This window comes from Jiangella anatolica, from assembly GCF_003236295.1.
GTDB classification, from domain to species: domain Bacteria; phylum Actinomycetota; class Actinomycetes; order Jiangellales; family Jiangellaceae; genus Jiangella; species Jiangella anatolica.
Map to the genome: position 1 here is coordinate 62685 of NZ_POTW01000020.1, position 24120 is coordinate 86804.

The window sequence follows — 24120 nt, forward strand, 5'->3', positions numbered from 1 at the left end:
CGCATTCGTTGCAGTGTGTGCACGTTTGACTGTGCGATTATTGCTGCGGAATGTGTCGATGCTATCGGGGGATTGCATGAACGACTCTGCCGGCGTGCGGCTGTGGAACGGGGCGATGCTCCCGACCCCGGGCGTCTTCCAGATCGATCCCGCGCACACCACCGCCGGCTTCGTCGCCCGGCATCTGATGGTCACCCAGGTGCGCGGCCGGTTCGAGCAGGTCGAGGGCACGGTCCACGTCGCGGAGGACCCGCTGGACTCGTCCGCGAGCGCCGTCATCGACACCGGCTCGATCACCACCGGGGCTGCCGAGCGTGATGCTCACCTACGCAGCGCCGACTTCCTCGACGTCGAGACGTTCCCGAAGATGAGCTTCATCTCCCGCCAGGTCCACGGCGGCTCGACCGGGCCCAAGTGGGCGGTCGTCAACGGCCAGATGGTCCGCCGTCGCCGCGGCGGCTCGGGCAAGTTCGTCTGCGTCGGCGACCTGACGATCAAGGGCGTGACCCGGCCGATCGAGCTGGACGTCTCCATCGACGGCGTCAAGGGCGACCCCTGGGGCGGCGAGCGGCTGGCGCTGTCCGCCACCGGTGAGATCGACCGCGAGGCGTATGGCATGACCTGGAACGTCGCGCTCGAGGCCGGCGGCTGGCTGGTGTCGCAGCGGGTGCAGCTGGAGATCCGGGCGCAAGCGATCAGGATGACCTGACGTCCCTCTGGTCACACCCGTCACGTGCGTTGCGGACGACACACCGGGGCAGGTCCAACGAGTGAGTTGTCTTGCACCGTAGCGTTTTGGGGCATGGGGTACAGCGGTCTCATCTATGCGGCGATCGTCGCAGCGTGGGCCGCCTTTCTCGTGCCCCGCTGGGTTCGTCGCAACGAAGAGGTCGAGCGCGCCCGCGAGGTCGATCAGGAGCGCGGCGTCCGCGTTCTTTCGCGGCGTTCGGGTCCGCCGCAGGCGCCTCACGGCTCGGTGACGCTACCGCCGCCGTCCGCTTCGGCGGTTGCCTCGGGGACGCCCGGGTATGGCGCGCCCGAGGCCGGTGCCGGGCCGGCGCGGGCCGCCTCGGCACCCATAGTCTCTGATGACGCCTTCGCCCTCGCCGCCCGCCGCCGTCGCCGCATGCTCGGCGTGCTGCTGCTGTTGGTCGTGGGATCTCTTGCTCTCGTCGTGCTCGGCCGTGCGCCCGGTTGGGCGCCGCTCGGGCCTGGCGTGCTCCTGGCGCTGTTCCTGTTCCTCGCTCGCCGTGCCGCCGTCGTCCAGGCCCGCCGGCGCCGCGTGGCGGCCCACCGCGCCGCCGTCGCCTCCCGCCGTCGTTCGACCGCCGCCGATGCTGCCGTCGTATGGGCGTCGCCCGTCGAGGCCGCGGAAGAGGGCGCTCAGCGCCGCCTCGTCCTCCCCGACGAGATTGTTGCCGAGCCGCCGGCGACCGCCGAGGGCGAGTGGTCGCCGGTCTCCGTGCCGCTGCCGACCTATCTCACCAAGCCCAAGGCCAACCGCCCCGCCGCCCGGAAGATCGACCTCGGCCAGCCCGGTGCCTGGACCTCCGGCCGCCTCGACCCCGCGTCGTCGATCGAGCTCCCCCACCGTGCTCCCGAGGAGCGGCCTGCTGCCGCCTCGCCCTCGACCTCGGCTGAGCCCGCCACTCCGGAGGAGACCATCGAGGAGCACCGCCGCGCCGTCGGCGACTGATCCCCTCGATTGGGTTTCCGACCGGTCCGGATGGTAAAGTCGCGGGGGTTCCAGGGGCTGTGGCGCAGCTGGTAGCGCACCTCGTTCGCAACGAGGGGGTCAGGGGTTCGAGTCCCCTCAGCTCCACCATGTGCTCCTGTCAAGAGTGCATTCGATGCTCACGAGGCTTGCGTCGACGAGATGCTGCTCCTCCTGTTGCCGGCGACTTCAAGTCAATGGCAATGCCTCGATCGCCACGCCAGCTCGGCAAGGCCGTTGCCCCTGCGTTGATGGACTGCCGACGTACCGCTCACACGGATTTGCCGCGACCTGGTCGAGCCCAGGAGTCATCGTGTCGACATACAGCCTGACCTGGTGCCTTGCAGCGCAAGCCGTATGGGCTGCCCAGGGTCTTCGTCGCGTAGCGGCTTGCAGCCGCCTCGTCGTCCTCCGCCGATGTGCAGCACGAATAGGCGCATCCGTGGTGCGAGCTCGTGCATCGCGTGTCGTCGTTGTCGTAGGATTTGCCGTGCCCAGCCACACCTTCATGAGCGAGAAACTGGCGTCGTCCCACGTCACAGCGACCAGCTCCCTGCTGGCCGCCGGCACTCCCTGCCGTCGGCATGGCTTGTTGCGACACCCAAGTGGTACCCACCAATTCGGTGAGCGCCATGCGCACAGCTGACCTTGCCCCATCAGCGCGTCTGGCGCCGACAGCATCCTCCACCGCCACCGGCTGCACGACGTGTGACATCGACCAGGCGTTCCTTCGGACGACGTCAAGGCCCGACTACGAGTCGCTGGACGACCCGATCCATGTCGTCGATCTGTTCTGCGGCGGCGGCGGGCTCAGCCTAGGCGTCGCCGAGGCGGCCCGGCGAGCTGGTCGAGGCACCGCGATAGCACTCGCGGTCGAAATCGATCGGTCAGCCGCCGATCTCTACGCTCTGAATTTCCCCCAGGCGTACGTCCGCCGCTGCAACATCGCCAGGTTGTTTGATGGGCGCCTCGGCTCACCCCCCACCAAGTCTGAGCGGGCGCTCCAAGCGAAGGTCCTCCAGGTCGACGTTCTCGTGGCCGGTCCGCCATGTCAGGGGCATTCCAACCTCAACAACAGTACGCGTCGCGAGGACCCTCGCAACGCGCTGTATCTCCGGGCCATCCGTGCTGTCCAGGTCCTCCAACCGAAGTTCGCGATCATCGAGAATGTCCCGGCAGTTCAACACGACAAGGGTGACGTTGTTGGTAAGGCCGTCGCGCATCTTGGTCTGGAGGGCAGCGGGTATTCGGTCGCTCATGGCGTCCTCGACCTCGTGGAGTTCGGCGTTCCGCAACGCAGGCGCCGGCACATTCTTGTCGCGGTCCGCGGGCAGCACCTCGATCCCGAGCAAGTCCTCGAGTCGCAATCACCGTGCCGCGACCACGATGAGCGGACCGTTCGCTGGGCGATCTCGGATCTCGTGGACGTGCTCGCGGCGAGCGGACCCGACTCGCCGTCGAAGGCCTCGCCCGAGAACAAGATCCGCATGGAGTGGCTGCATGCCGCTCCTGGACGCACTGATCTGCCCAACGCGATGCGGCCCAAGTGCCACCGCGACAAGAAGCACACCTATGTCTCGATGTACGGTCGCCTGAGCTGGGACCAACCGGCGCAGACGATCACCACTGGCTTCGGCTCAATGGGACAGGGTCGCTTCGTGCACCCGAGCCTCCCGCGCACGCTCACGCCGCACGAGGCGGCCCGGCTCCAGACGCTGCCCGACTTCTACGACATGGACGAGGAGAAGGGCCGCGGCGCCTGGGCCATGGTGATCGGGAACGCCGTGCCACCGCTGCTCGCAGTCCACCTGGTCGAGCCCCTGCTCGACGCCCTCGGCACTACCGTCGACGAGGCGGATGAGGGGGCCACGCTGACCGCCGCCACTCGCCGGGACAGGATGCCTCCTGCATCGAGTGAGGTCATCCGGCGACGTATGAAGACGACAAAGCGTCGCGATACCAAGCCTGAGTTGGCCCTGCGCTCTGCCCTTGTCGCGAAGAACCTGCGCTTCGAGGTCGACTGCAAGATCAACGGCGGTCGGCGCAAGACTGACATCGTCTTCCCCACCGAGCGCGTTGCCATATACGTCGACGGCTGCTTCTGGCACGGCTGTCCGATCCACGGAACGATCCCCAAGCAGAACCGTCAGTGGTGGATAGAGAAGCTCGAAGCAAACAAGGCTCGTGACCGTGCGACGAATGAGGCACTCAGATCCGAGGGTTGGCGGGTTCTCCGGTTCTGGGAGCATCACGACGCGACAGCCGCTGCAGACGAGGTCCATCGCGAGATTCTCGCGATCCGTGGCAAAGCCGCTGCCAACGGCCAGGAGACCGACTAGTCCGCACAAGTGTCATACCCCTGGATCATCATGGTGGTGTGATGCATCTTGGCGGTCATCTCTCGACCTCTGAGTGGGTCCTAGTCGCATGAATAGCTGGGACACCGCTCTCCTGGAGCTGGATGACACCACACTGGTCCGCATCGCACGGGAGCGGCGACTCGTGCTCGATGACGGGCGTGGGCCGAAGTGGGTCGACCTCTGCTGGGTCGATGAGGTCGCCCTCGTACTCATCGACATGGCCAACACCCGGCGCGAAGACCTCACCATCGTCTACCCGGCTCCTGCAGGTCAGGTCGCGGTGTTGTTGGCAGCGCAGCTCCTGCTGCGCCAGTTCGTCGAGGGCAACAGCAGCTCGTCGGTGGGGATCGTCACCGCCGACACGTCGATGGCGGCGCGCACCTGGAACGGCCTCCGGATTGCCACCACGGGCGACCGTCCTCCCATCGCGAGTGTGTTTCCCTGCCACCGCGCTGGCCCGGAGGGTGAGAGCCCCGGCGGCGGGCGCCGACTGCAAGGTGTGATCGTCGGGCAGGCGTGCAGAGGTTGGAACGTGGAGCATCTGATTGTCGACCGCCTCGCCGGTCCCGTTCGACTCGACACCATGCAAGCGTCCATCGAGGTCGTTGCCGATCCCACCGACCCGTTGCTGCGGCGTGCCGAGGAAGCTGGCCGAGCAATCTGGGGCTGGTCCGAGGCAGATCTTGCCGGCAGCCCCGCAGTCGAGGAGCGCGCCAGCCATACCGTGCCATTCTCGGTGGCATCCGATCGCCTCAAGACACTTGTCGGCGGCGTCGACGTTCGGCTCGAGATCGCACGCCACCGGCAGGCGGAGGCTGCTATCTCACGAGCTCGTGAAGACCTGCGGCTGCTGCGCTCGATGTCGCCCAGAGGGGCGAGTCGCAACCTCGAGCGTGGCCTCTCCGTCGCCTGGCATCACCTGACCACGCTCGCCTCACTCCCTTGTCGTCCGTCTTTGTTCGACTCGTTTGCTGGTCTGCCCCCGATCGCAGCGCGTGCCACGAGCACTTTCGCTGCGGAGCTGACGGCATGGGCAACCACTCTCGACGAAGAGCGAGCCGAGATCGCCTCCATCCTCGCCAGCGACATCGCCGATCTGCGCGCCGCCCTCGAGCTTGGGAATCCATTCGAGGAGATGGTCCGTCGGGTCTTCGATTCGCGAACTGAAGGATTGGTCGTCACCAGGACTCGAACTGCAGCCAAGGCTCTGCTTCAGAGCCTTGACTATCCACCGACCGGCGATCTTGCCGGCAGCCTGACCGTCCGCCACATCGGTGGCCTCCATCGCCAAGGCACTTGGTCCCGAGCTGTCGTTGTGGGAGAGCCTTCGCCGTGGGACTGGCACCGGCTGCTCTCCGGCCTCGCCCCCGCCGTGGACGTGTTCACACTGGGCGAGGACTCCGCGAAGGGGTGTGCGCAACTCGTCGAGGCGACGCGCAGCGCTCGCGATCATTGGGGCAGCACGGAGGTCCGCGACCGGACCTGGCGCGCCATCGTCCACATCCCTCCGCCTCCCGATGCGGCCAACGGCTCCCACCGTCTCCGTGGCTCGGTCGTCTTGGCTGACGGCGCCGAGTACGTCCGCCAACCCGATCCGTTCGACCCACTCTCGAGCTTGTTCGACCTCGACCCGCTGGACGTCGGTGGCGAGGGCCCGACCCGCGGCCTCGCTCGAGAGTCCGGCCTTGGCGACTGGTCTGCGTCCATGGCGGCCATCGAGGTCGTCACGGACCGAGGCCGCCTCTTCCTGGAGGTTGGGCGCCCGGTCGACGTGCGCGACGGGCTGAGGATCGAAGAGCGAGGTCCGGAGCTGCTCGAACCCGGCGCCGTCCTCCTGATCGGCCGACGCCAAGGTCGCGTCGGTCTCATCGAGGCGCTCGAGGAGCGTCTCGGCCACCGGCCTGATCTGATCGCTGCTCGCTTTCTGCTAGACGACTATCAGCGCCAGGTGCGCTCCCGGTGGGCCGAATGCGGGCTGACCTTGACAGCCCTTCACCGCGCATTGGTCGACCTCGGTTGCGAGAAATCAATGCAAGCCGTGCGCTCCTGGGTCACCGAGGGCACGATGGCGCCGCAGCACTTCGACGACCTCGAACGGCTGAATGCCGCTCTTGGTCTTGGCCTGTCGGACGTTCGTCTGCAGGAGCTATTTGCTGGCGTCAAGCGCCGGCGTGGATTCCGTCGGGCCTCGGGACGTGCGCTTGCCGCTGCTGCTCGTGACTCGACCGTGGTCGCCAACGACGATCGGATCGACGACGAAACAGGTCTCACCGTCGCAGATCTGCGTGAGGCCGTGGTCGAGGCGACGGTACTGTCCGTCGTTCCGTGCGACCATCTTGTCCCAATGACGCTCCTCGGCACGTTGGAGGATACGTGAACCTGACCGATCTCGAGGCCACTCGGTTCCTCTCGTGGATGCTCGACTCTGTCGTCGCAGAGGGCCGCGGCGACCATATGCAGACGCTGTCCGTTGCGCCGAAGGGCCGGCTCTGGCTCGGACGTCTCGCACCGGAGATCGTGGTGCAGAACAGTCGCCTGGGTGAGCGCAGCGAACGCCTGGAGCCGTGCGAGGTCGGTGTTCGGGTTCGGCCAACCGAGGTTGACGGCCGCACCGTCACATGCGCCGGCCGCCTGGTCGTGTGGAGCGAGTTCGACGGCGGCGACGCGCCGGACGCTCCGCGATGGCGCAAGAGTGACCCAATCGAGGTACGGGCCGACCTTCCGACACCCGCGCGTCTCGGCGAATCGGCGACCAGCGCCGGACGCGACGACTTCGCAGCCGCCCTGCGGGCCGTGGGCGCCGACGGCATGGCCTGTGAGTTCCAGGCCGAGCTGGAGATGGGCAAGGACGGCCCTGAACTGGTCGTGACCCTCGTCAACGTCTCGCCCGAGGAGATCCCGGGTTGGGACACCAAGGTCTATGAGGCCGTGCTCGAGGTCGACAGCGGACCTACCGCTCCGTTCACGCTCGACAACCTGCCCGACTCGTTCCGATACGACCGCACCGTTTCGGCGTACGGGGTCAACGGCGGCGTGGTGCGACTCGGCCCCGAGACATTCCGTACCGAGGACGCCGCGACCCACGACCAACCCAGGCCTATTTACTGGGACGACGACGCCGGACAACCGCCCGACCTCACCTTCGCAACCCTGGCCGCTGAGCCGCTGCCTCCGCTGCGCGATCTCGTCGCAGCATGCGAACGATGGGCCAACGTGCACTGGGCTCCTGCCGTGCTCACCCAGCGCGCCATCGACGAAGACTGGGATGCTGGCATGCGTGACGAAGCCGACACCGAAGCGGGACTCTTCACAGAAGAACTGGAGCGGTTGCGGGCCGGCCTCGCACTACTCGAGCGCGATGACGACCTGCGACGGAGCTTCATGCTCGCCAACCAGTCCTTTGCAGACTCGCCGGTCATCCGCCACACCACGTGGCGTCCCTTCCAGCTCGGATTCATGCTGGCCAATGCCACGTCGATAGTCGACGACCGTCACGACGGCGACCGCTCGGTCGTCGACACGCTGTGGTTCGCGACCGGTGGCGGCAAGACCGAGACCTATCTCCTCTACGTCGTCACCACTGCCTTCTACGACCGCCTGCGCGGCAAGCGCGAGGGCATCACCTCCTGGGGCCGCTTCCCGCTCCGGATGCTCTCGCTCCAACAGACGCAGCGCTTCGCTGACGTCATCGCCGCCGCTGAGCTCGTGCGCCTGCGCGAACGGATCGCGGGCCGTGAGTTCGCACTCGGGTTCCTCGTCGGCAAGCCCGGGACCCCGAACCGAATCAGGGCGAGTAACCGATCTGCTGGCGATCCTGACCCGACAGATCCCGACATGCCCGCTCGACATCAGGTCCTGCTGCGGTGTCCCTTCTGCGGGTCTGAGGGCCTCCATATGGCGTTCGACACCGGACGTTGGACGCTCGATCATGTCTGTGGCGCGGAGCGCTGTCCGTGGGGCGCTCGGCCACTGCCTTTCCGGGTCGTCGACGAGGAGATCTTCCGTTCGCTGCCTACCGTCGTCCTCGGCACTCTCGACAAGGCAGCGAACATCGCGATGCAGGCAGCGATGCGGGGCTTCTATGGCGCGCCATCCGGTCGCTGTCCCGTGCAAGGACACGGATTCACCTATGCGCCACGCAGTGGATCGCCTGGAGGCTGTCTCTTTCCCGGGTGCCAGGCACAGTCGGGACCGCTCACGCAGGCGGCCGACCTCTATGCGCCGACTGTGCGCATGCAGGATGAGCTACACCTGCTGCGTGACAGCTTGGGCGCCGTCGACTCGCACTACGAGGCATTGCTCGATGCGCTTCAGCAGCACTACGGTTCGACACCGAAGGTGATCGCCTCGTCCGCAACGCTCGCCGGTCACGACGAGCAGGTGCGTGCGCTATACCGCAAGACGGGACGCACCTTCCCGCGACCGGGAGCACGGGCCGGCTGGTCCTTCTGGTCGCGTGCGACCGAGACCCTAGCCCGTCGGTTCGCGGGTCTCGCCCCTCGTGGTGTCACGCTCGAATACGCCACCGATCAGCTCACGGAGTCGCTACAGCGCGTGACTCGCCGCGCCGTCGAGGACCCGGCGAGCGTCGCCGCAGAGATCGGCGTCGACGTAGCCGCCATTCCGCTCCTCGTCGACAACTACGGCGTTGACGTCGTCTATGGGTCGAACCTCAAGGATGTCGAGGCCGTCGCCCGTTCGTTCGACACACAGATCCAGCTCGATCGCCCCGTCAACGCAGCCACGCTCACCGGCCGCACACCGCTCGACGAGGTGCGCGACACGCTTGCTCGCCTCGTGGACCCAGAGCCCGACTTCTACGACCGAGTTCATCTCGTCGCGGCGTCGTCGATGCTCTCACACGGCGTCGACGTGAATCGGTTGAACGTGATGGTGATGCTCGGACTCCCGCTCGCGACGGCGGAGTTCATCCAGACCACGTCCCGAGTCGGCCGGACCCACCCCGGCCTGGTCATCGTGCTCCACAAGATCGGGCGAGAACGCGACGCCGCCGTCTATCGGACATTTCCATCCTTCGTCGGGCATGCCGACCGCCTCATCGACCCGATCCCAATCACGGCGAAGAGCCGGCGCGTCCTCGAGCTGACCTTCGCCGGGTTGGTCCAAGCCCGTCTCTACGGCATCCACGAACCAGCGGCCATCGCTGCCGGACTCCGACAGCTCACCAAACCTGGACCCGTGCGGAGTGCGTTCAACCGGCTGCCGGTCCTCGAGGCGGCGGAGCTGCAGGCGCTGGTCGACATGCTGAACTTCGATGGCCCGCTCGACGAGAACTTGCGCCGTGACCTCGAGGCCTACCTCCGTGAGTTCTACCGCGCGCTCAACGACCCAGCGTCCAGCGCGGAATGGGTCAAACAACTCTTCTCGACCGGAGAGCCCATGCGTTCACTGCGCGATGTCGAGGCGCAGGCGCCCGTCTTTTCCAGGGGAGGCCGGCCGTGAGGGTCGAACGTGGTGCTTCACAGATCCTCTTCGGGCTCCTGCCCGGACAGACCGCCGACCTGGACGGCCGGATCTGGAAGGTCGCACAGTGGGTCGATCCCGTGCCAATAGCACTGGACCAGGCTGCCGTGCGGACGGCACTCCTACGTGCCATCGCACCATGGGCTGCTACGGGCAACGACGACGGTCTCGAGCGCCTCCTACACGCCCACGCCAACGTCGAAGTCGTCGCACTCAACATGACTCGGGGTGTGTTCGTTGAGCCCTTTCCTCAGCAGTGGCGCTGCAAGACCTGCGGCAGCATCGCCGGTGCGAGGGGCGAGCGCTGTCGATGCGGCGGCAGCTCGCGAGCGCAGATGCAGTTCGTCACCTACCACACGTGCGGCGCGTCTGGTGAGCCGCGGCTCCCGCGCTGCAACGTCCACAACGCCGTCGCCGTTCGTCTCCCCGGCACTGCGACGGCTAGGGAACTGCGCATCTTCTGCCCGCAGTGTCGGCGGCCGCTGACACCGGGTGGCTTCCCGTTCCAGCCGTGCAACTGTGGTGACGGTGGTATGTCGATCACCGTGCACCGAGCGGCTGTCGTCTTCTCGCCGCACTTCGCGGTGCTCGTGAACCCGCCGGATCCCGCCGAAGCGGCACGACTCCGGGCGGGCGGGGGCGGCGCTCGTGCGCTTGAGTGGGTCTTGGACGGCATGGTCGCCGATGACCCGACCGAAGGACGGCAGACGCTCTCTGGGCTCATCGAGACTTTTCGCCAGGCCGGACTCTCCGAAGAGACCGCGCAGCAGTTCGCACAGGCAGCAGTCGAGCGTGGCGAAGCCGAAGCTGGACATGGCGACGTCGACCTCGGCCTCAGCGCAGCCGTTCGCGACGCAGCCCATGAGGAGGCTCTGAGCCTCGCGTCGGCGGTCCACGGTGGGAGGACGCGTGTCAGCGACATGGTTGCGGGGACGACGCCACCGCTGCGGACCCTTTATGAGGGCGCGTACGGCGATGCGATGCGGGCTGCGCACCTGGAGGGCGTCGACCTTCTCGCCAATTTCCCGGTCGCGACCTTGTCCTTCGGTTACAGCCGGGGCGACCTTGCTCCCGGCGCCGCGCGACTCGTTCCCTTTCGCGATCGCGGGCAGATTCGAGCGTACGGCTCGCTGTCGCGGACCGAGGCGCTGCTCTTCCGTCTCGACCCGACCCACGTATACCGGCATCTCGCTGCACGGGGGCATGCACTGCCGGAGGTCGCGGATGCTCGCGCCGCGCGCATCGGACTTCTGCAGAGTGTGGAACTGCCGTATCCGACCCAGGAGCAGTACCACCCATTGGGTGGAGACCTGATCCGCCTCGTGCACTCGTATGCGCACCGTGCCATTCGGCGACTCGCCGCTTTCGCCGGCATCGAGCGCGATGGACTCGCCGAATACCTCGTGCCGCATCACCTCGCGTTCGTGATCTACGCAGCCAGTCGAGGCGACTTCGTGCTCGGCGGTCTCCAAGCCGTGTTCGAGACATCCCTGCATCGCTTCCTCGACGACCTCGTCGACGGCGAGTCGCGCTGCGCGCTCGATCCTGGATGTCGTAGCGGCGGCGGGGCATGCATGGCATGTCTCCACCTCGGCGAGCCATCGTGCCGGTGGTTCAACCGGTTCCTCGACCGGTCCGAGCTGTTCAGCCCGCACGGCTTCCTCCTCGGAGCGTCCTAGAGTATGGACGACGCTGAACTCGTCGGCGGTGTGCTCGTCGGCTGCGACGACCCCAGGGCAGCGGCAGTCGAATTGGCTCGTCTCCTCATGGCTGAGCGCCCCGATCGTTCTGCAGCCATCCGTGCTGGCCTTGAGCCCGACCTGGTCCACGTGCTCCGTAACCGCCTCCGTGGCATGGGGGACGGCATCCCCACGCTCTGCCAAGAGGCCGCCGCCTGGGTCCTCGGCCGGCGATCCCTCGTCCTCACCGAGCCCTGGGACCTCGTCGCGAGTTTGCCATCCGGGGCATCGCTACCGGCCGGACTTCGTCACACCACCGGCGAGACGTTGGTCCAACTCGTCGTGGGCGCGACGCAGCGTCTCTGTCTCGCAGCTCCGTTCATCGACCGCAGAGGTCTCTCCTTCATGGGCGACGCGTTGGCCGCCGCGACATCGCGCGGTGTCCGCCTGGAGATCCTCCTCCCGACGCGATCGACGCAAGCTGATGACGCACTCCACGACCTCACCGCTACGATCCAGGCGGATGGGAGCCCGGACCACTACTCGGTCGCGACTCTCCGTGCCGACGCGCCGTGGGCGCACCTGAAAGTGCTTACTGCGGACTCGACGGCAGGGTACATCGGTAGTGCCAACGTCACTGGCGCTGGCATCGGAGGCCGCAACCTTGAGCTTGGCGTTCTCGTCAGGGGCGAAAGAGTCGCCATCGTCGAACAGATTCTGCATATGTACCGTCAGTGCTGAGGCATTCGCTAGGCGTCTACCGCCCGCCACGGCCGTGAGGGGGTGGGCGTTCAACTTCAGCAATGCTACTTCGGCGGCTTCGTGGAGGACTGTTCGCTGCCGGTTGAGGGCTGACGTTGGTCGTTCTAAGGTGCCGGCGAGCTTCAGAAGTCGTCGAAGAAGTCCGAGATGATCTCGATGTCCTCGACGATACGTGTCGTTGTCCGGATGCCGAGGTCGTACTGCTTCAACAACTCGCACAGCCGGCCTCCGTCGATAAGGTCCAACGGCGGCGCTCCGTCACGGGTCGCTTCCGCCTTGGCGTCCGCCGTGAACGTGCCGGTGGTGATGAGCAACCCCTTGTCGCCGCGGCCGGCCATGGCGCCGCGAAAGTCGCGCACCGCTCCGGAGCCGACGCTCCCGACGTATCGCTTGCACTGGAAGAAGACGGGGAACGACACGAGCGACATGCGGTACACGCCGAGGCCGTCGATGCCGCCGTCGCCCGATCGGCCGGTCACAGTCGCAGAAACGAAGCCGGCTTCTCGAAGGAGCCGTTGGGCGAGGCGTTCGAATGCGCCGGGCGACATTTTCATGAGTACGTCGAGCAAGCGTTCCTGCCAGGTCAGCTCGTCGGGCTCGGACCCGTCGGCATCGCTCGCGTCTTCGGAACTCGCTTTACGGCGCTCGCGCAGGCTGGCGAGGTACTGCTGGCGCCTGGGCTCGAGGCCGGACTCGGTTACGCTTCGGCCCTCGTCCGTCAGGCTCCATACCCCACGCTGACTGTTGTTCGCCAGGCCCATGCCCTTGAGGTACGTTCGTGCCCACGCCAGCCGGTATTCGATCTCTGTGTTCGGCCCATCCTTGTGCAACACGCTCTGCTGCTCTTCGGAGTAGTCGCCCTGCTCGAGCACCTTCTCGACGATCTCCTCGATCGAGCCGGACCCGCCGAGGTCGCGGAGCGCGATGACGGTTGGCCAGAGAAGGTACTGATACTGCGGGACCTCGTGCATGGACATAACGCCCAGCATGCCGGAAGCCCAGGACACATCAGGCAGGCATGCGCCCGCGACGCGAGCGCCGACAGACTCGCCACTGAACGACGTGCAGATATCCTGTGAGCCTGATGGAAGTCGCGGCCGTAGGATGGGTCGTACACGGCCTACGCACGGAACGTGGCTGGTCGCAGGGTCAGCTTGCCCACTTTCCTCAATGCAGCCGCTGGAACCCCGACGCTGACCAGGTGGGAACGGCATGACCGGCTGGCCATCGATCGGTTCCACCTTCGGGTCACGGCGGTCGCCAACACATACACCGTCGGCGCTGCCGGGCGTGAGTGGCGGCGGTCATTGATGCTACGGAACCCACATAGTGAGGGGCCACATCGAATGTGGGGACCGCCCTACACTCGCCGGGACGCGAGCAACCCATGAGTGAGAGGCGCACGGATGCCTGACGAGCGCCAGATCGTAGGCGTTGTCGATTACATCTTCGAGGCCGGCCTGCTGAAGCGCGCGAAGCGAACCGGCTGGTGGATAGCCGGCGTCAAGGACCCCGAGAGCATCGCCGAACATTCGCATCGCACGGCAGTTATTGGCTCCGTGCTCGCTCTGATGGAAGGCGCCGACCCCGCAAGAGTGGCGTTGTTGGCCGTCCTCCACGACACGCAGGAGACACGCGTCGGCGACATCCCCTACCTGGGGCGGCGCTATCTCGACGCGGCCAGCAACCAGGAGGTCACTGCTGACCAGGTGGCGGAGGCTCCCGACACCGTCCGCGATGGGATCCAGCGGATCGTCGACGACTACGAAGGCGGCGACTCCATCGAGGTGGTCGTGGCCCACGACGCCGACAAGCTGGACTGCCTCTTCCAAGCCCTTGAGTACCGCGAGCAGGGCAACCAGAACATGCAGCAGTTCATCGACAGCATGCTGGTGTCGCTCAAGACGCCGTCAGCCCAGCAGATCGCGGCCGCCGCGCTCAGCCGCACATCACAGGAGTGGCACGTGCCGCACTTGGGGCGGCGGGATCGGGAGAGCTGACCCGCGGAACGACCCTCGTCGACGGGCGCGACCCTAAGTAGGGCCCCGCGCCGGGGCCCTACTCAGCGTCCGTCTGGTTACCTCCTGGGCGGTTCGCAACTGGTGACGGCGGCGAGGCGGGAGGCCTCGGTGACGATGGATGCGACCGTGGCCACCGGAACACCCCTGGCCGACTTGCCGTTGACGTTCGCCACCAAGGCGTCGATCAGCGAGCAGGCGGCTGCCGTTCGGTCGTCGGCCATGGCGTTCTGGATGTTGGCAACGATGGAGGCCCAGCTGCGGCCGGGGCCGACGCCGTCGACGAGTTCGGCGAGGGCTTCGCCGTGGTCGCCGGGGTTGCAGAGCTCGCCAGTGAAGAACGAGCCGCCCGGCGTGCAGCGCCACATCGACGGGTTCGTGACGCCGGGCGCGCGGCGCACATACGAGTGGCCCTGCTCGAACGCGTAACCCGCGGCCAGCAGCGACGCCTCGCTGCCCGCCGTCCCGACGAAGGTGACGCCGACGGGGTTGCGGCCGGCGTTGCCGGTGCCCTCGCCCGCGGGAACGGTGAGGACGGGGTAGCCGGCGCGGTCGGCGATCCCGACCAGGGCGCTGTTGCTCGGCACCATGATCACGTCGTAGCCGGACGACAGGACCGAGTCGATGACGGCGGCGCTCTCGGCCCGCCCCACGGTCAGGTCCGACTCGTACGTCTCCATCGTTGCCGACGACGCGGCGAGGAGCTCGTTCTGCTGGTACTTCAGTCCCTCCACCGGGTTGGCCTCGTTGTACTCGATGATCTCCGCCAGAGACGACGCCCCGCCCGAAGCGCCGGTCAGGTACTTGTCGAGATCCTGCTCGAGCTCGCGCAGCACGATGCTCGGCCGGATCGTCGGTGCACCGAGCGTCACCTCACTCGTCGTCGCGCCGAGGGCCTGGACCGACGCCACCGCGGACGGGTAGGGACCGGGCCCGCCGGCGACGACGGCGACCTTCTTGCCCTGCAGGGCCGACGGCGACAGGCCGGCCGTGTAGTCGACCGACGCAGTGTCCACGGCACCCAACGCAACCGCCGCGTCGTACACGGACCGCGTCAGTGGACCGAAGGAGTCCTGCGACGACGCCACGGGAAGGACGCCGTCACCGTCGACCAGGCCGACCGTGGGCTTCAAACCGACCACGCCCGCGACGCCTGCCGGAGCGATGAGCTGCGCGCCCACGTCCGTGCCGGTCTCCATCCCAATGGTGAGCGCGGCCAGGCCGGAGGACGTCGCCGCTGCGGAACCCGCCGACGAGCCGGCGACGGTCTTGTCGGTGTCCGACGGCAGCAGCACCTGACCGCCGAGCGACGAGTAGCCCTCGGGCAGGTTCGCGTCGAACACGCCGTTGAGCTCCGTCACGTTGGTCTTGCCCAGGACGATCGCCCCGGCCGCGCGCAGCTGCGCGACCACCGCGGCATCATCCGCGGGCATGGACGACTGCAAGGCGATCGATCCCGCCGTCGTCGGCAGACCCTCGACGTCGAAGGAGTCGTCGAGAAGAACAGGAATGCCGTGCAGCGGACCCCGCGGCCCGCTCCGTCGCCGCTCCTCATCCAACGCTTTCGCCTCCGCCACGGCCGAAGCGTTCAACGAGCGCACCGCCTGGACCGCCGGACCCTCCGCATTCGCCGCCGCGATCCGGGCCAGGTACGCCCGCGTCAGCGTCTCAGCCGTCAGCGTCCCGGCCGTCTGCCGCGCCTGCAGGCTCTGCGCCGTCTCCGTCTCGAGCGAGAACGGCAGCGACGGCACCGACCCGGCCAGCGCCATCGCATCGTCGTACGAGGGGTTGCACGAACCGCGCGACGCGAATGGCGGCGCCGGGACGGTGTCAGCGCACCGGTACATGCTCGGGTTCAACTCCGAGACCGGCTGGCGCAAGCGAGTCGCCTGCTCGATGACATACGCGACGCCGATCAGGTTGCGCTCGCTGTACGCGTTGCCGTGAATGGACACGCTCTGGGCGCGCCGATGGGTCGTCGAATACCCCATCGGAATCGTGATCTGCGGCGTTCCGGCGGTCGCGCCGCTCGGCACGCTGCCCAGGATCGCGAGGAAGTCGTCGCTCGGGTCGTCCGGCGTCTGGTTGTTCATCATGCTGTCGATCGCGGCCCACTGCGCCGCCCGCCGGATCGGCATCGCTGCGCGGTACGCCGTCTCGTTCGGGCCGCCCGGCTCCGTCTCCGCGACCGCCGCGTTGGCGTGGTTCTGGTTGCCGAACTTCAGCGCCTGGTCCGACTCTGCCGCGTTGACGGCGACCTCTTCCTCCAGCGAGTTGATGGGCGCAGACGCCCCCAACCCGCGGTAGTACTCGTCGATCGCCTTGTGCTGTTGGTAGCCGCTGGGGAGAGCAGGCACGTCGCCGACGGGGATCGACGGCCGCTCGACCATGATCGCGCCGGCGGCGACCAGCGCGTCGAACGCCATGGCGGCCGGCGTGCCGGGCTCGAAGGTGCCGTTGTAGCCGATCCGCTGGCCGCGGACGAAGTCGAGGTCGAGCGCGGACATGTAGTCGGGTGCCTCGACCGGCGCCTGCTTGATCGACGCCTGCCAGTTCGGCCCGAAGACGGCGGCGTAGCCGGCCTCGTTCTTCGGGTCATGGCCGACCATCGACTGCAGGTTCATCGCCGCATTGGCGACCGTGCGATCCATCGGCCCCGCGGTGTCCTGCGAGGACGAGATCGGGCCGATGCCGTAGGCGGGCACGATGCCGACCGTCGGCCGGATGCCCACCAGGCTCTGCGCGCCCGACGGGCTGATGATCGAGCCGGAGGTCTCGGTACCGACGGTGAGCATGGAGAGCGCCGCTGCGCCGGCGGCTCCCGTGCCCGACGACGACCCGCTCGGGTTCTGGTCGGCGTCGTTGGCGTTGAGCACCTGACCGGTGAGGTTGCCGAAGCCGGACGGCTGGCTGCCGAAGCTGTTCGCCCATTCCGACAGGCCCACCTTGCCGAGGATGATGACACCGTTCTCACGCAGCTTCTTGACGATGCCGGCATCGTCCTCGGGGTAGGAGTTGCGCAGCGAGTAGTTGCCGTTCGACGTGTACATGCCCTTCACGTCGATGAGGTCCTTGAGCAGCACGGGCAGGCCGTGCGCGGGGCCGAGCACGACGCCGTCGGCGCGCAGTTCGTCGGCCCGCCGGGCCTCGGCCATGACGGCGGGGTTGATCTGCGTGACGGCGTTCAGGCCGGGGCCGCTCTTGTTGAGCGCCTCGATGCGGTCCAGATACGCCTGCACGAGCTGGACGGACGTGAGCTCGCCGGACTCCAGCATGCGCTCGGCCGTGACGCCGTCGAGCGTCTCCAGATCGAGTACGGGCGGGGGCGGGGCCGCGTTGACCGGCGGCGAGCTGGGCGTCGCCGCAAGGACGGGCGCGGCGAGAGCTGCCGCGACGGCGAGGGAGAGCAACCTCCGAACGACGACTGACCGATGCACCGCGACTCCTCGAGGGAAGCAGAACCGGGCCAATGTGACATAGCGGATCAAATGTCCACTCGGTCCGTTTCGCGCCGATGTCGGAGCCGTGACGATCATCGTCCGGTGATCAAGGCGTCGCGCGGCAGTCATGGAGCTACAGGACCGCACGCACGGTAGACGCAGTGAAGCTGTCAGCTCGCCGCCCGGATCCTGACCCGAGTACAGCCAGGATCCAGGCGGCTCAGCTGGGACGGCAGCGCGGCCAGCAGGGAGAGCCGTCAGGCGATACGTAGAGCAGCGCGGACGATCGTGCCTTGCTCCCGCACAGTGAGCAGCCCGTCGTCGACGAGGTGGTTGGTGAGGGTGCGGACGTGGCGGAGGAAGGCGGCGGAGCTGGCTGGGGCGTCGTCGGCGAGGAGGTCGTTGATGGTGCAGCCCTCGTCGTCGACGCGGTTGGGCACGCCGGTGTCGACGGTGCCGACGATGACGGTGGGCGAGCCGTCCGGACGGGGGCAGGGCGCGTAGGCGACCGGCGCCTGCGGCCGCAAGAGGTCCCGGAACGCGGCGTCGTCGCCGAGTTGGCCGAAGAGGTCCGCGCCCCAGCAGTACGCCACCCCGGCCTCCGACTCCGCGCAGATGTGCGTCCCCGACGTCGCGACGTCGACGTAGCGGAAGGTGGTCCCGGCGGGCAGGCCGGACGTGTCGATGGCGACCGGACTCAGCCAGCTGTTGCCGACGAAGCTGCCCCAGCAGTACAGCGCGCCGGCGGAGTCGATCGCGCAGGTGAGCTCGTCGCCCGAGGAGATCCAGCGCCACGTCGTCCCGGCGGGCAGGGCGGACGTGTCGACCGGGAGCGGGTCGTGGTTCTGGTTGCCCGAGTAGGCGGTCCCGTTGCCGAGCTGGCCGCGGTTGTCCCGGCCCCAGCAGTAGGCGTCGCCGTCGCTGGTCAGGCCGCAGGTGTGGTTGTCGCCGGCCTGGATCGTCGACCACGTGGTGCCGGTCGGCAGGCCCGCCATGACGACGGGGTATGGGCTCTCCTCGTTGTCCCACCGGTCGAACCCGTTGCCGACCTGGCCGTACGAGTCATTGCCCCAGCAGTAGCCGGTGCCCGTCGTGGTGACGCCGCAGGTGTGGATCGACCCGGCGTCGATCGACTGCCAGGTGGCGGTGTCGAGCGGCGACGTGTCGACGGGGCTCGGGGTCGGCTGCAGCCCCGTCAGCTCGGGTCCGTTGCCGACCGGGCCGGCGCCGTCGCCGCCCCAGCAGTAGGCAGCACCGGTGGACGCGAGCCCGCAGGTGTGGTGCTCACCAGCGGTGACGGTGGCGAACGTCGCGCCGGCCGGCAGGATCGACGTGTCGACGCGGGTCGGCGTCTCCCGGACCTCGGGGCGATCCGGGCCGTCGCCGAGGGCTCCAGTCGAGTCGCTGCCCCAGCAGTAGATGTCACCGTCGCGGGTGAGCCCGCACGTGTGCCGATCGGCGGCGTTGACGTCGGTGAACCAGGTGTCGGCCGGCAGGGCGGTGACGTCGACGCGGGTCGGCGCCGGCTGGTTGCCCGTCAGCTCCGGACCGTTGCCGAGCTGCCCGTAGTTGTCGATGCCCCAGCAGAACACGACCCCTTCGGCGATCCCGCAGCTGTGGTCGTCCGCCGTCGTCAGCACCTGGGAGACATCGGGCGCCGCGGGCTCGGCGCCCGACGCGGTCCCGGGTATGGCGGCGGCGAGCAGCACGGTCGCGAGCGCTGCGACCACCCGCCAGAGGTGCTTGGTGCGGAACTCGGCATCGATCATCGTGGACCCCTTTGCCAACCGTCGACAGCGACATGAGCTGCGATGACGGTCCCAGCGCGAGGTGAACCTGCCGACAGCCGGCCTGTGAACGACGCGGGAACGCGGGACGGTCTACGAGAAGACGAGCGTGTGCGCGTGAAGCTGTCGGTGGGCGCGGCTAGCGTGGTCGACATGTGGCCGGGCATCCAGGCGAACGACGAGGCGGGTCTGCTGAAGGTGGTGGACCCGTCGACGTTCGTGCGCGGCCTCATGTACGCCCAGCACGGCGCGGCGATCGAGGTCGCCTGGGAGCGCGGCGACGGCATCATCAGCGGGCGGGTCGCCGGGAGCGCGCGACAGCCGTACTCGACGATCGCGATCCTGAAGGCCGTGCCTGGTGGCGGCCACGCCTTCGTCGAGGGGCGGTGCAACTGCCCGGTCGGGTTCGACTGCAAGCACGTCGTCGCGCTGGTGATGACGGCGTTGAGCGACGGCGGGAGCGGACGGCGAGCGGAGGCCAAGGCGCTGGACTGGCGGCGGTCGCTCGACTCGCTGCTGGGCGGCGGCGGGCAGACGAATCGCGATCCGAGGGCGGAGATCGCCGTCGAGTTGACGCTGTCGAGCCGGCCGCGGGCGACGGGGCGGTGGGACGACGCCGCGGGGACGCGGCCGCGGCTGCTGGCGAGGCTGGTCCGCCCGGGGCGCGGCGGTTGGGTCGCCGGCGAGCTGAGCTGGTCACGGCTGCGGCTGCGCCCCGAGCTGGTCGCCGGGCCGATCGAGCAGCTGCGCTGGCTGCGTCAGTTCTTCCTGCTCTACGAGGCCGGCCGCAGCGACACCACCTACTCACCGTACGGCCGCGACGAGAAGCACCTCGACCTGACGGCGTACGAATCGAGCCAGCTGTGGCCGCTGCTCGACCAGGCCGCTGAGCTGGGCATCCGCTTCGTCCGCGGCAAGAAGGGTGGCGACGTCGGCGGGTATCGGGCGGCGCGGGTGAGCCTCGACGTCAGGGCGGACGAGGCCGGCGGGCTCGTGGTCGTGCCGCTGCTCACCGTCGACGGGGAGAACGACGAGGTCGAGCCGGTCCGGTTCATCGGCGACGACGGGCACGGTGTCGTCTATGCGCCCCGCGACGGGACCATGAACGACCCGCAGCGGTTCGGGCTCGCGAAGCTCGAGCAGCCGGCCGGCCAGGAGCTGCAGCAGCTCGTCCTCGACGACGTCCGGCTGACGGTGCCCGCGGCGGACGCCGGCCGGTTCCGCGACGAGTACGTGCCACGGCTGCAACGGCTGGCGGTGGTCGCGTCGTCGGACGGGTCGTTCACGCCGCCGGAGATCTCCGGGCCGACGCTGGTCGCGCGGGCCGCGTACGGCGACGACCACGGGCTGGAGCTGGACTGGGAATGGCACTACCAGGTCGGCGACGCGGCGCGACGGGTGTCGGTGGGCGAGCCGGTCCCCGACGACCTGGGCGACGGGTTCCGAGACCCGGCGGCGGAACGGGCGCTGCTGGCCGGCCTCGACCCGGGCCTGCTGGGGCCCGGCGGGCGCGCCGGGGCGCGGAGCCGGTCCGACGGGCTCGACACGATGCGGTTCAGCACCGAGGCGCTGCCCCGGCTCCGCGACCTGGACGACGTCGACGTCGAGGTGATCGGGGCGCCGGCGGACTACCGTGAGGTCGGCGACTCCCTGGTCATCGGCGTGTCCGCCGAGGCGCCACCGGGCGAGACCGACTGGTTCGACCTCGGCGTCAGCATCACCGCCGACGGACAGGACGTCCCGTTCGCCGACGTGTTCACCGCACTCGCGCGCGACGAGCAGTACCTGCTGCTCCCGGACGGCGGCTACTTCTCGCTGGAGAAACCCGAGTTGCAGTCGCTGCGCCGGCTTATGGACGAGGCACGCGCACTCGGCGACCACACCGGCGACGGGACCCGGATCAGCCGGTTCCAGGCCGGCCTCTGGGAGGAACTGGCGGCGCTGGGTGTCGTGACGCACCAGGCCGACAGCTGGCAGCGTCAGGTCCAGGGGCTCCTGGCGCTCAGCAGCCTCGACGGCGTCGCGGTCCCGCCCGGCACGCTGCGGGCGCAGCTGCGTCCGTACCAGCTCGACGGCTACCGCTGGCTGCGGTTCCTCTGGGAGAACGGCCTCGGCGGGATCCTCGCCGACGACATGGGGCTGGGCAAGACGCTGCAGACGCTGGCGCTGATCTGCCACGCCAAGGAGACCGACCCGGACATGGCGCCGTTCCTCGTCGTCGCGCCGACCAGCGTGGTGTCGAACTGGGTGACGGAGGCGGCCCGCTTCGCGCCCGGGCTCACCGTCGTGCCGGTCACCGACACGCTGCGCCGCCGCGGCGAGCCGATCACCGACGTCGTGGCCGGTGCGGACGTCGTCGTCACGACCTACACGCTGCTGCGGCTCGACGCCGACGCGTACGCGCAGACGCAGTGGTCCGGGCTGATGCTCGACGAGGCGCAGCACGTGAAGAACCACCAGTCGAAGACCTACCAGGCGGCGCGGCGGCTGCCGGCGCCGGTCAAGCTGGCCATCACCGGGACGCCGGTCGAGAACAACCTGATGGAGCTGTGGTCGCAGCTGTCGATCACCGCGCCCGGCCTGTTCCCGCACCCGGGCCGGTTCGAGGAGTACTACGGCAAGCCGATCGAGCGGCAGGGCGACGCGGAGCGGCTCGCGCGGTTCCGCCGTCGCATCAAACCGCTGGTGCTGCGCCGGACGAAGGAGCAGGTGGCCGCCGACCTGCCGGAGAAGCAGGAACAGGTGCTCGAGGTCGACCTGCATCCGAAGCACCGCAAGGTCTACGACAAGCACCTGCAGCGCGAGCGGCAGCGCGTGCTCGGCCTGCTCGACGACGTCGACAAGAACCGGCTCACGATCCTGCGCTCGCTCACCGTGTTGCGCCAGCTCAGCCTGCACGCCGGCCTCGTCGACGACGAGCATCGCGACCTCGCCAGCGCCAAGATCGACCTGCTGCTGGAGCAGCTCGACGACGTCATCGACGGTGGGCACCGGGCGCTGGTGTTCAGCCAGTTCACCGGATTCCTCGGCCTGGTGCGCGAACGCCTCGACGCGGCCGGCGTCGAGTACTGCTACCTCGACGGTGCGACGCGACGCCGCGAGCAGGTGATCGCGCGGTTCAAGGAGGGCGCGGCGCCGGTCTTCCTGATCAGCCTCAAGGCCGGCGGCTTCGGGCTCAACCTCACCGAGGCCGACTACTGCTTCATCCTCGATCCGTGGTGGAACCCGGCGACGGAGGCGCAGGCGGTCGACCGGACCCACCGCATCGGCCAGACCCGCAACGTCATGGTGTACCGGCTGATCGCCGCCGACACGATCGAGCAGAAGGTCATGGCGCTCAAGGACCGCAAGGCCAAGCTGTCGGCCAGTGTCATGGACGACGGCAACGCGTTCGGCGGCCGCCTCGGCGTCGACGACATCCGGAGCCTCCTCGAGTAGCACCCCGCGAGCCTCGTGACCCCGCGTGGTTCCGGCGAAGGCGACCGAGGCCAGTTCGGTGAGCTGCGGCGTCGACGCATAACCGCCAGTCCGTGACCAGGTGTAGGCTCGGAGGTCAGGCGTTGATACGTGGGCATATCGGTCCCCAGCGGCGCCGCTACCACGAATGTCGGCCGCAGAGGCCGGAGATGGGTCGCGCCCATGAGCCAGATCCTCGGTTCGCAGCCGCCCGGTGACTCAGCCACGTGGGCGCGGCGGCGGCAGCTGGGTCCGTGGCGTCGATGCTGACGCGGCGACCCGACGCTCGCGCGCTGGCGTTGGCCATCTTCCTCCGCCGCTGGGCGGGTGCGTTCTCCTTCTCCGCGGACGCTCTGGACTCGCCCGGCACCGCTCGGTCGGGCATGACTCTCCTGGATGCCGCGCAGCGGGCGGAGCAGCTGGCGCCGGATGATCCGGTCATCGTCGTTCTGTCGGAGGCCGGCCACTTCGAGGCCATGCCCGGTGGTCATGCTCGGTTCATCGAGACCGTCGAGGTCAGGCGGGCGGTGCTGCGGCTCTTCGCCGGACCGGCCTTCGACGAAGGTCAGGTCCTGGCGGCCATCGCCGACGCGAGCGGGCCGCCGTGAGCACCCCCGACGCGCTCCCGTATCCGCTGGACACCTTGTTCGCGGACATCCTCGCCGCGCGGGCGGAGCGGCGCAGGCAGGCGGCGGAAAAGGTGCGCGATCCGGGCGCACAGGACGCCGCGCTCCGGGAGAGCCTGCGCGCCCTGGAGGCCTATGCCGACGCGCTGGATCGCCGCTGCTGGCCGGTGCCCCGTCAGATCCAGCAGGACATCCGCCTGCACCGGGCGTTGTGCCAGGTGCGGAGGCACTGAGCAGCCACGTGGCGGCTCTGCGGCCCGCGTCGGTCTGGAGGCCGTCGGCGGTCAGGCCTCCGCGACGGTGATGAGGACCTTGCCGGTCGCTCCGTCCTCGACGGCGCGATGGGCGTCGGCGGTCCGGTCCAGCGCGAAGTGGTGGACGAGCAGACCGGCGTCCTCTCCGATGCGGAGGGCGCCCGCGGCGATGGCGGCGTTGATGTCGTCGCCGGCGGCGCGGAGCTTGTCCCAGCCGACCGTGTAGAGCAGCACGAACTGCAGCCGCGTGTTCAGGCCCATGTGCGCACGGACGTCGAGGTCGAACGGCTGGTCGCCGTTGTTGGCGTAGATCGCGACGGTGCCACGCGGCTTAAGGACGGCGGCGTTGGTCGCGGCGTTGGCGCCCGCGGCCACCTCGACGACGAGGTCGACGCCGTCGGGGGCGACGGAGCGGACGGCGGCCGCGACGTCCGTGCCGTCGCCGTAGCGCACGACGTGATGGGCGCCGGCGGACGTGGCCAGCGCGCCCTTCGTGTCGGAGCTGACGGTCGCGATCACCGTCGCGTCTGACCAGCGGGC

15 protein-coding genes and 1 tRNA gene are annotated in these 24120 nt (G+C 68.7%); 12 read left to right on the plus strand and 4 right to left on the minus strand.

The annotated features are described in order from the left end of the window. Positions 1-76: 76 nt before the first annotated feature. The 8 genes from C1I92_RS10775 to C1I92_RS10810 all read left to right on the plus strand — a co-directional run bounded on the left by C1I92_RS10775 (position 77) and on the right by C1I92_RS10810 (position 11978). Complete coding sequence (locus C1I92_RS10775; RefSeq protein ID WP_111254664.1) at positions 77-709, plus strand: YceI family protein; 633 nt, start codon at positions 77-79, stop codon at positions 707-709. A gap of 93 nt (positions 710-802) precedes the next feature. Further along, on the plus strand, positions 803-1696 hold the full coding sequence (gene sepX, locus C1I92_RS10780) for a divisome protein SepX/GlpR (RefSeq protein WP_111254665.1): 894 nt from the start codon (positions 803-805) through the stop codon (positions 1694-1696). Positions 1697-1749: 53 nt separating this feature from the next. Then, positions 1750-1825 (plus strand) — tRNA-Ala (locus tag C1I92_RS10785). A 521-nt stretch (positions 1826-2346) separates the two neighbouring features. Beyond that, a complete protein-coding gene (gene vsr / locus C1I92_RS10790; protein ID WP_158564087.1) occupies positions 2347-4053 on the plus strand; it encodes a DNA mismatch endonuclease Vsr in 1707 nt (568 codons plus the stop codon). 88 nt (positions 4054-4141) lie between these two features. Beyond that, on the plus strand, positions 4142-6451 hold the full coding sequence (locus C1I92_RS10795) for a DISARM anti-phage system protein DrmE domain-containing protein (protein ID WP_111254667.1): 2310 nt from the start codon (positions 4142-4144) through the stop codon (positions 6449-6451). After that, entirely contained in the window at positions 6448-9537 is a 3090-nt protein-coding gene (locus C1I92_RS10800) for a helicase-related protein (protein WP_199521126.1), read from the plus strand. Before C1I92_RS10795 ends, C1I92_RS10800 begins: the two co-directional genes overlap by 4 nt. Further along, on the plus strand, positions 9534-11237 hold the full coding sequence (locus tag C1I92_RS10805) for a DUF8724 domain-containing protein (RefSeq protein WP_146605096.1): 1704 nt from the start codon (positions 9534-9536) through the stop codon (positions 11235-11237). Before C1I92_RS10800 ends, C1I92_RS10805 begins: the two co-directional genes overlap by 4 nt. A 3-nt stretch (positions 11238-11240) precedes the next feature. Next, entirely contained in the window at positions 11241-11978 is a 738-nt protein-coding gene (locus C1I92_RS10810) for a phospholipase D-like domain-containing protein (protein ID WP_111254669.1), read from the plus strand. A 143-nt stretch (positions 11979-12121) separates the two neighbouring features. Here the strand turns inward: C1I92_RS10810 and C1I92_RS10815 are convergent, their stop codons facing one another. Next, on the minus strand, positions 12122-12976 hold the full coding sequence (locus C1I92_RS10815; protein WP_199521127.1) for a restriction endonuclease: 855 nt from the start codon (positions 12974-12976) through the stop codon (positions 12122-12124). A gap of 429 nt (positions 12977-13405) precedes the next feature. Between C1I92_RS10815 and C1I92_RS10820 the strand changes: the two genes are divergently transcribed. Next, complete coding sequence (locus C1I92_RS10820) at positions 13406-13999, plus strand: HD domain-containing protein (protein WP_111254671.1); 594 nt, start codon at positions 13406-13408, stop codon at positions 13997-13999. A 77-nt stretch (positions 14000-14076) separates the two neighbouring features. Here C1I92_RS10820 and C1I92_RS10825 read toward each other — a convergent pair whose 3' ends face one another. Both C1I92_RS10825 and C1I92_RS10830 read right to left on the minus strand, forming a co-directional pair. Then, on the minus strand, positions 14077-17454 hold the full coding sequence (locus tag C1I92_RS10825) for an amidase family protein (protein WP_158564088.1): 3378 nt from the start codon (positions 17452-17454) through the stop codon (positions 14077-14079). Positions 17455-17714: 260 nt separating this feature from the next. Then, positions 17715-19226 carry an RCC1 domain-containing protein gene (locus C1I92_RS10830; RefSeq protein ID WP_111254673.1) on the minus strand — a complete coding sequence of 504 codons (1512 nt, stop codon included), beginning with the start codon at positions 19224-19226 and terminating at the stop codon, positions 17715-17717. Between the two features lie 171 nt (positions 19227-19397). On the opposite strand from C1I92_RS10830, the gene C1I92_RS10835 reads away from it, so the two are divergent. The 3 genes from C1I92_RS10835 to C1I92_RS10845 all read left to right on the plus strand — a co-directional run bounded on the left by C1I92_RS10835 (position 19398) and on the right by C1I92_RS10845 (position 23559). Further along, a complete protein-coding gene (locus C1I92_RS10835) occupies positions 19398-22682 on the plus strand; it encodes a DEAD/DEAH box helicase (protein WP_111254682.1) in 3285 nt (1094 codons plus the stop codon). A gap of 281 nt (positions 22683-22963) precedes the next feature. Beyond that, positions 22964-23308 (plus strand): hypothetical protein, encoded by a 345-nt coding sequence (locus C1I92_RS10840; protein ID WP_146605097.1) that lies wholly within the window; start codon positions 22964-22966, stop codon positions 23306-23308. Then, positions 23305-23559 carry a hypothetical protein gene (locus tag C1I92_RS10845; protein WP_111254675.1) on the plus strand — a complete coding sequence of 85 codons (255 nt, stop codon included), beginning with the start codon at positions 23305-23307 and terminating at the stop codon, positions 23557-23559. Before C1I92_RS10840 ends, C1I92_RS10845 begins: the two co-directional genes overlap by 4 nt. Before the next feature lie 51 nt (positions 23560-23610). Here the strand turns inward: C1I92_RS10845 and C1I92_RS10850 are convergent. After that, positions 23611-24120, minus strand: a 510-nt coding sequence (locus C1I92_RS10850; RefSeq protein WP_146605098.1) for a zinc-binding dehydrogenase, incomplete at its 5' end; no start/stop codon positions are given.

Bases quoted from the DNA above. Each gene is read 5' to 3' on its own strand.
- C1I92_RS10775 (WP_111254664.1), top strand. From the start codon at position 77: ATGAACGACTCTGCCGGCGTGCGGCTGTGGAACGGGGCGATGCTCCCG.
- sepX (WP_111254665.1), top strand. From the start codon at position 803: ATGGGGTACAGCGGTCTCATCTATGCGGCGATCGTCGCAGCGTGGGCC.
- vsr (WP_158564087.1), top strand. From the start codon at position 2,347: ATGCGCACAGCTGACCTTGCCCCATCAGCGCGTCTGGCGCCGACAGCA.
- C1I92_RS10795 (WP_111254667.1), top strand. From the start codon at position 4,142: ATGAATAGCTGGGACACCGCTCTCCTGGAGCTGGATGACACCACACTG.
- C1I92_RS10810 (WP_111254669.1), top strand. From the start codon at position 11,241: ATGGACGACGCTGAACTCGTCGGCGGTGTGCTCGTCGGCTGCGACGAC.
- C1I92_RS10815 (WP_199521127.1), bottom strand. From the start codon at position 12,976: ATGTCCATGCACGAGGTCCCGCAGTATCAGTACCTTCTCTGGCCAACC.
- C1I92_RS10820 (WP_111254671.1), top strand. From the start codon at position 13,406: ATGCCTGACGAGCGCCAGATCGTAGGCGTTGTCGATTACATCTTCGAG.
- C1I92_RS10830 (WP_111254673.1), bottom strand. From the start codon at position 19,226: ATGATCGATGCCGAGTTCCGCACCAAGCACCTCTGGCGGGTGGTCGCA.
- C1I92_RS10835 (WP_111254682.1), top strand. From the start codon at position 19,398: ATGTGGCCGGGCATCCAGGCGAACGACGAGGCGGGTCTGCTGAAGGTG.
- C1I92_RS10840 (WP_146605097.1), top strand. From the start codon at position 22,964: ATGCTGACGCGGCGACCCGACGCTCGCGCGCTGGCGTTGGCCATCTTC.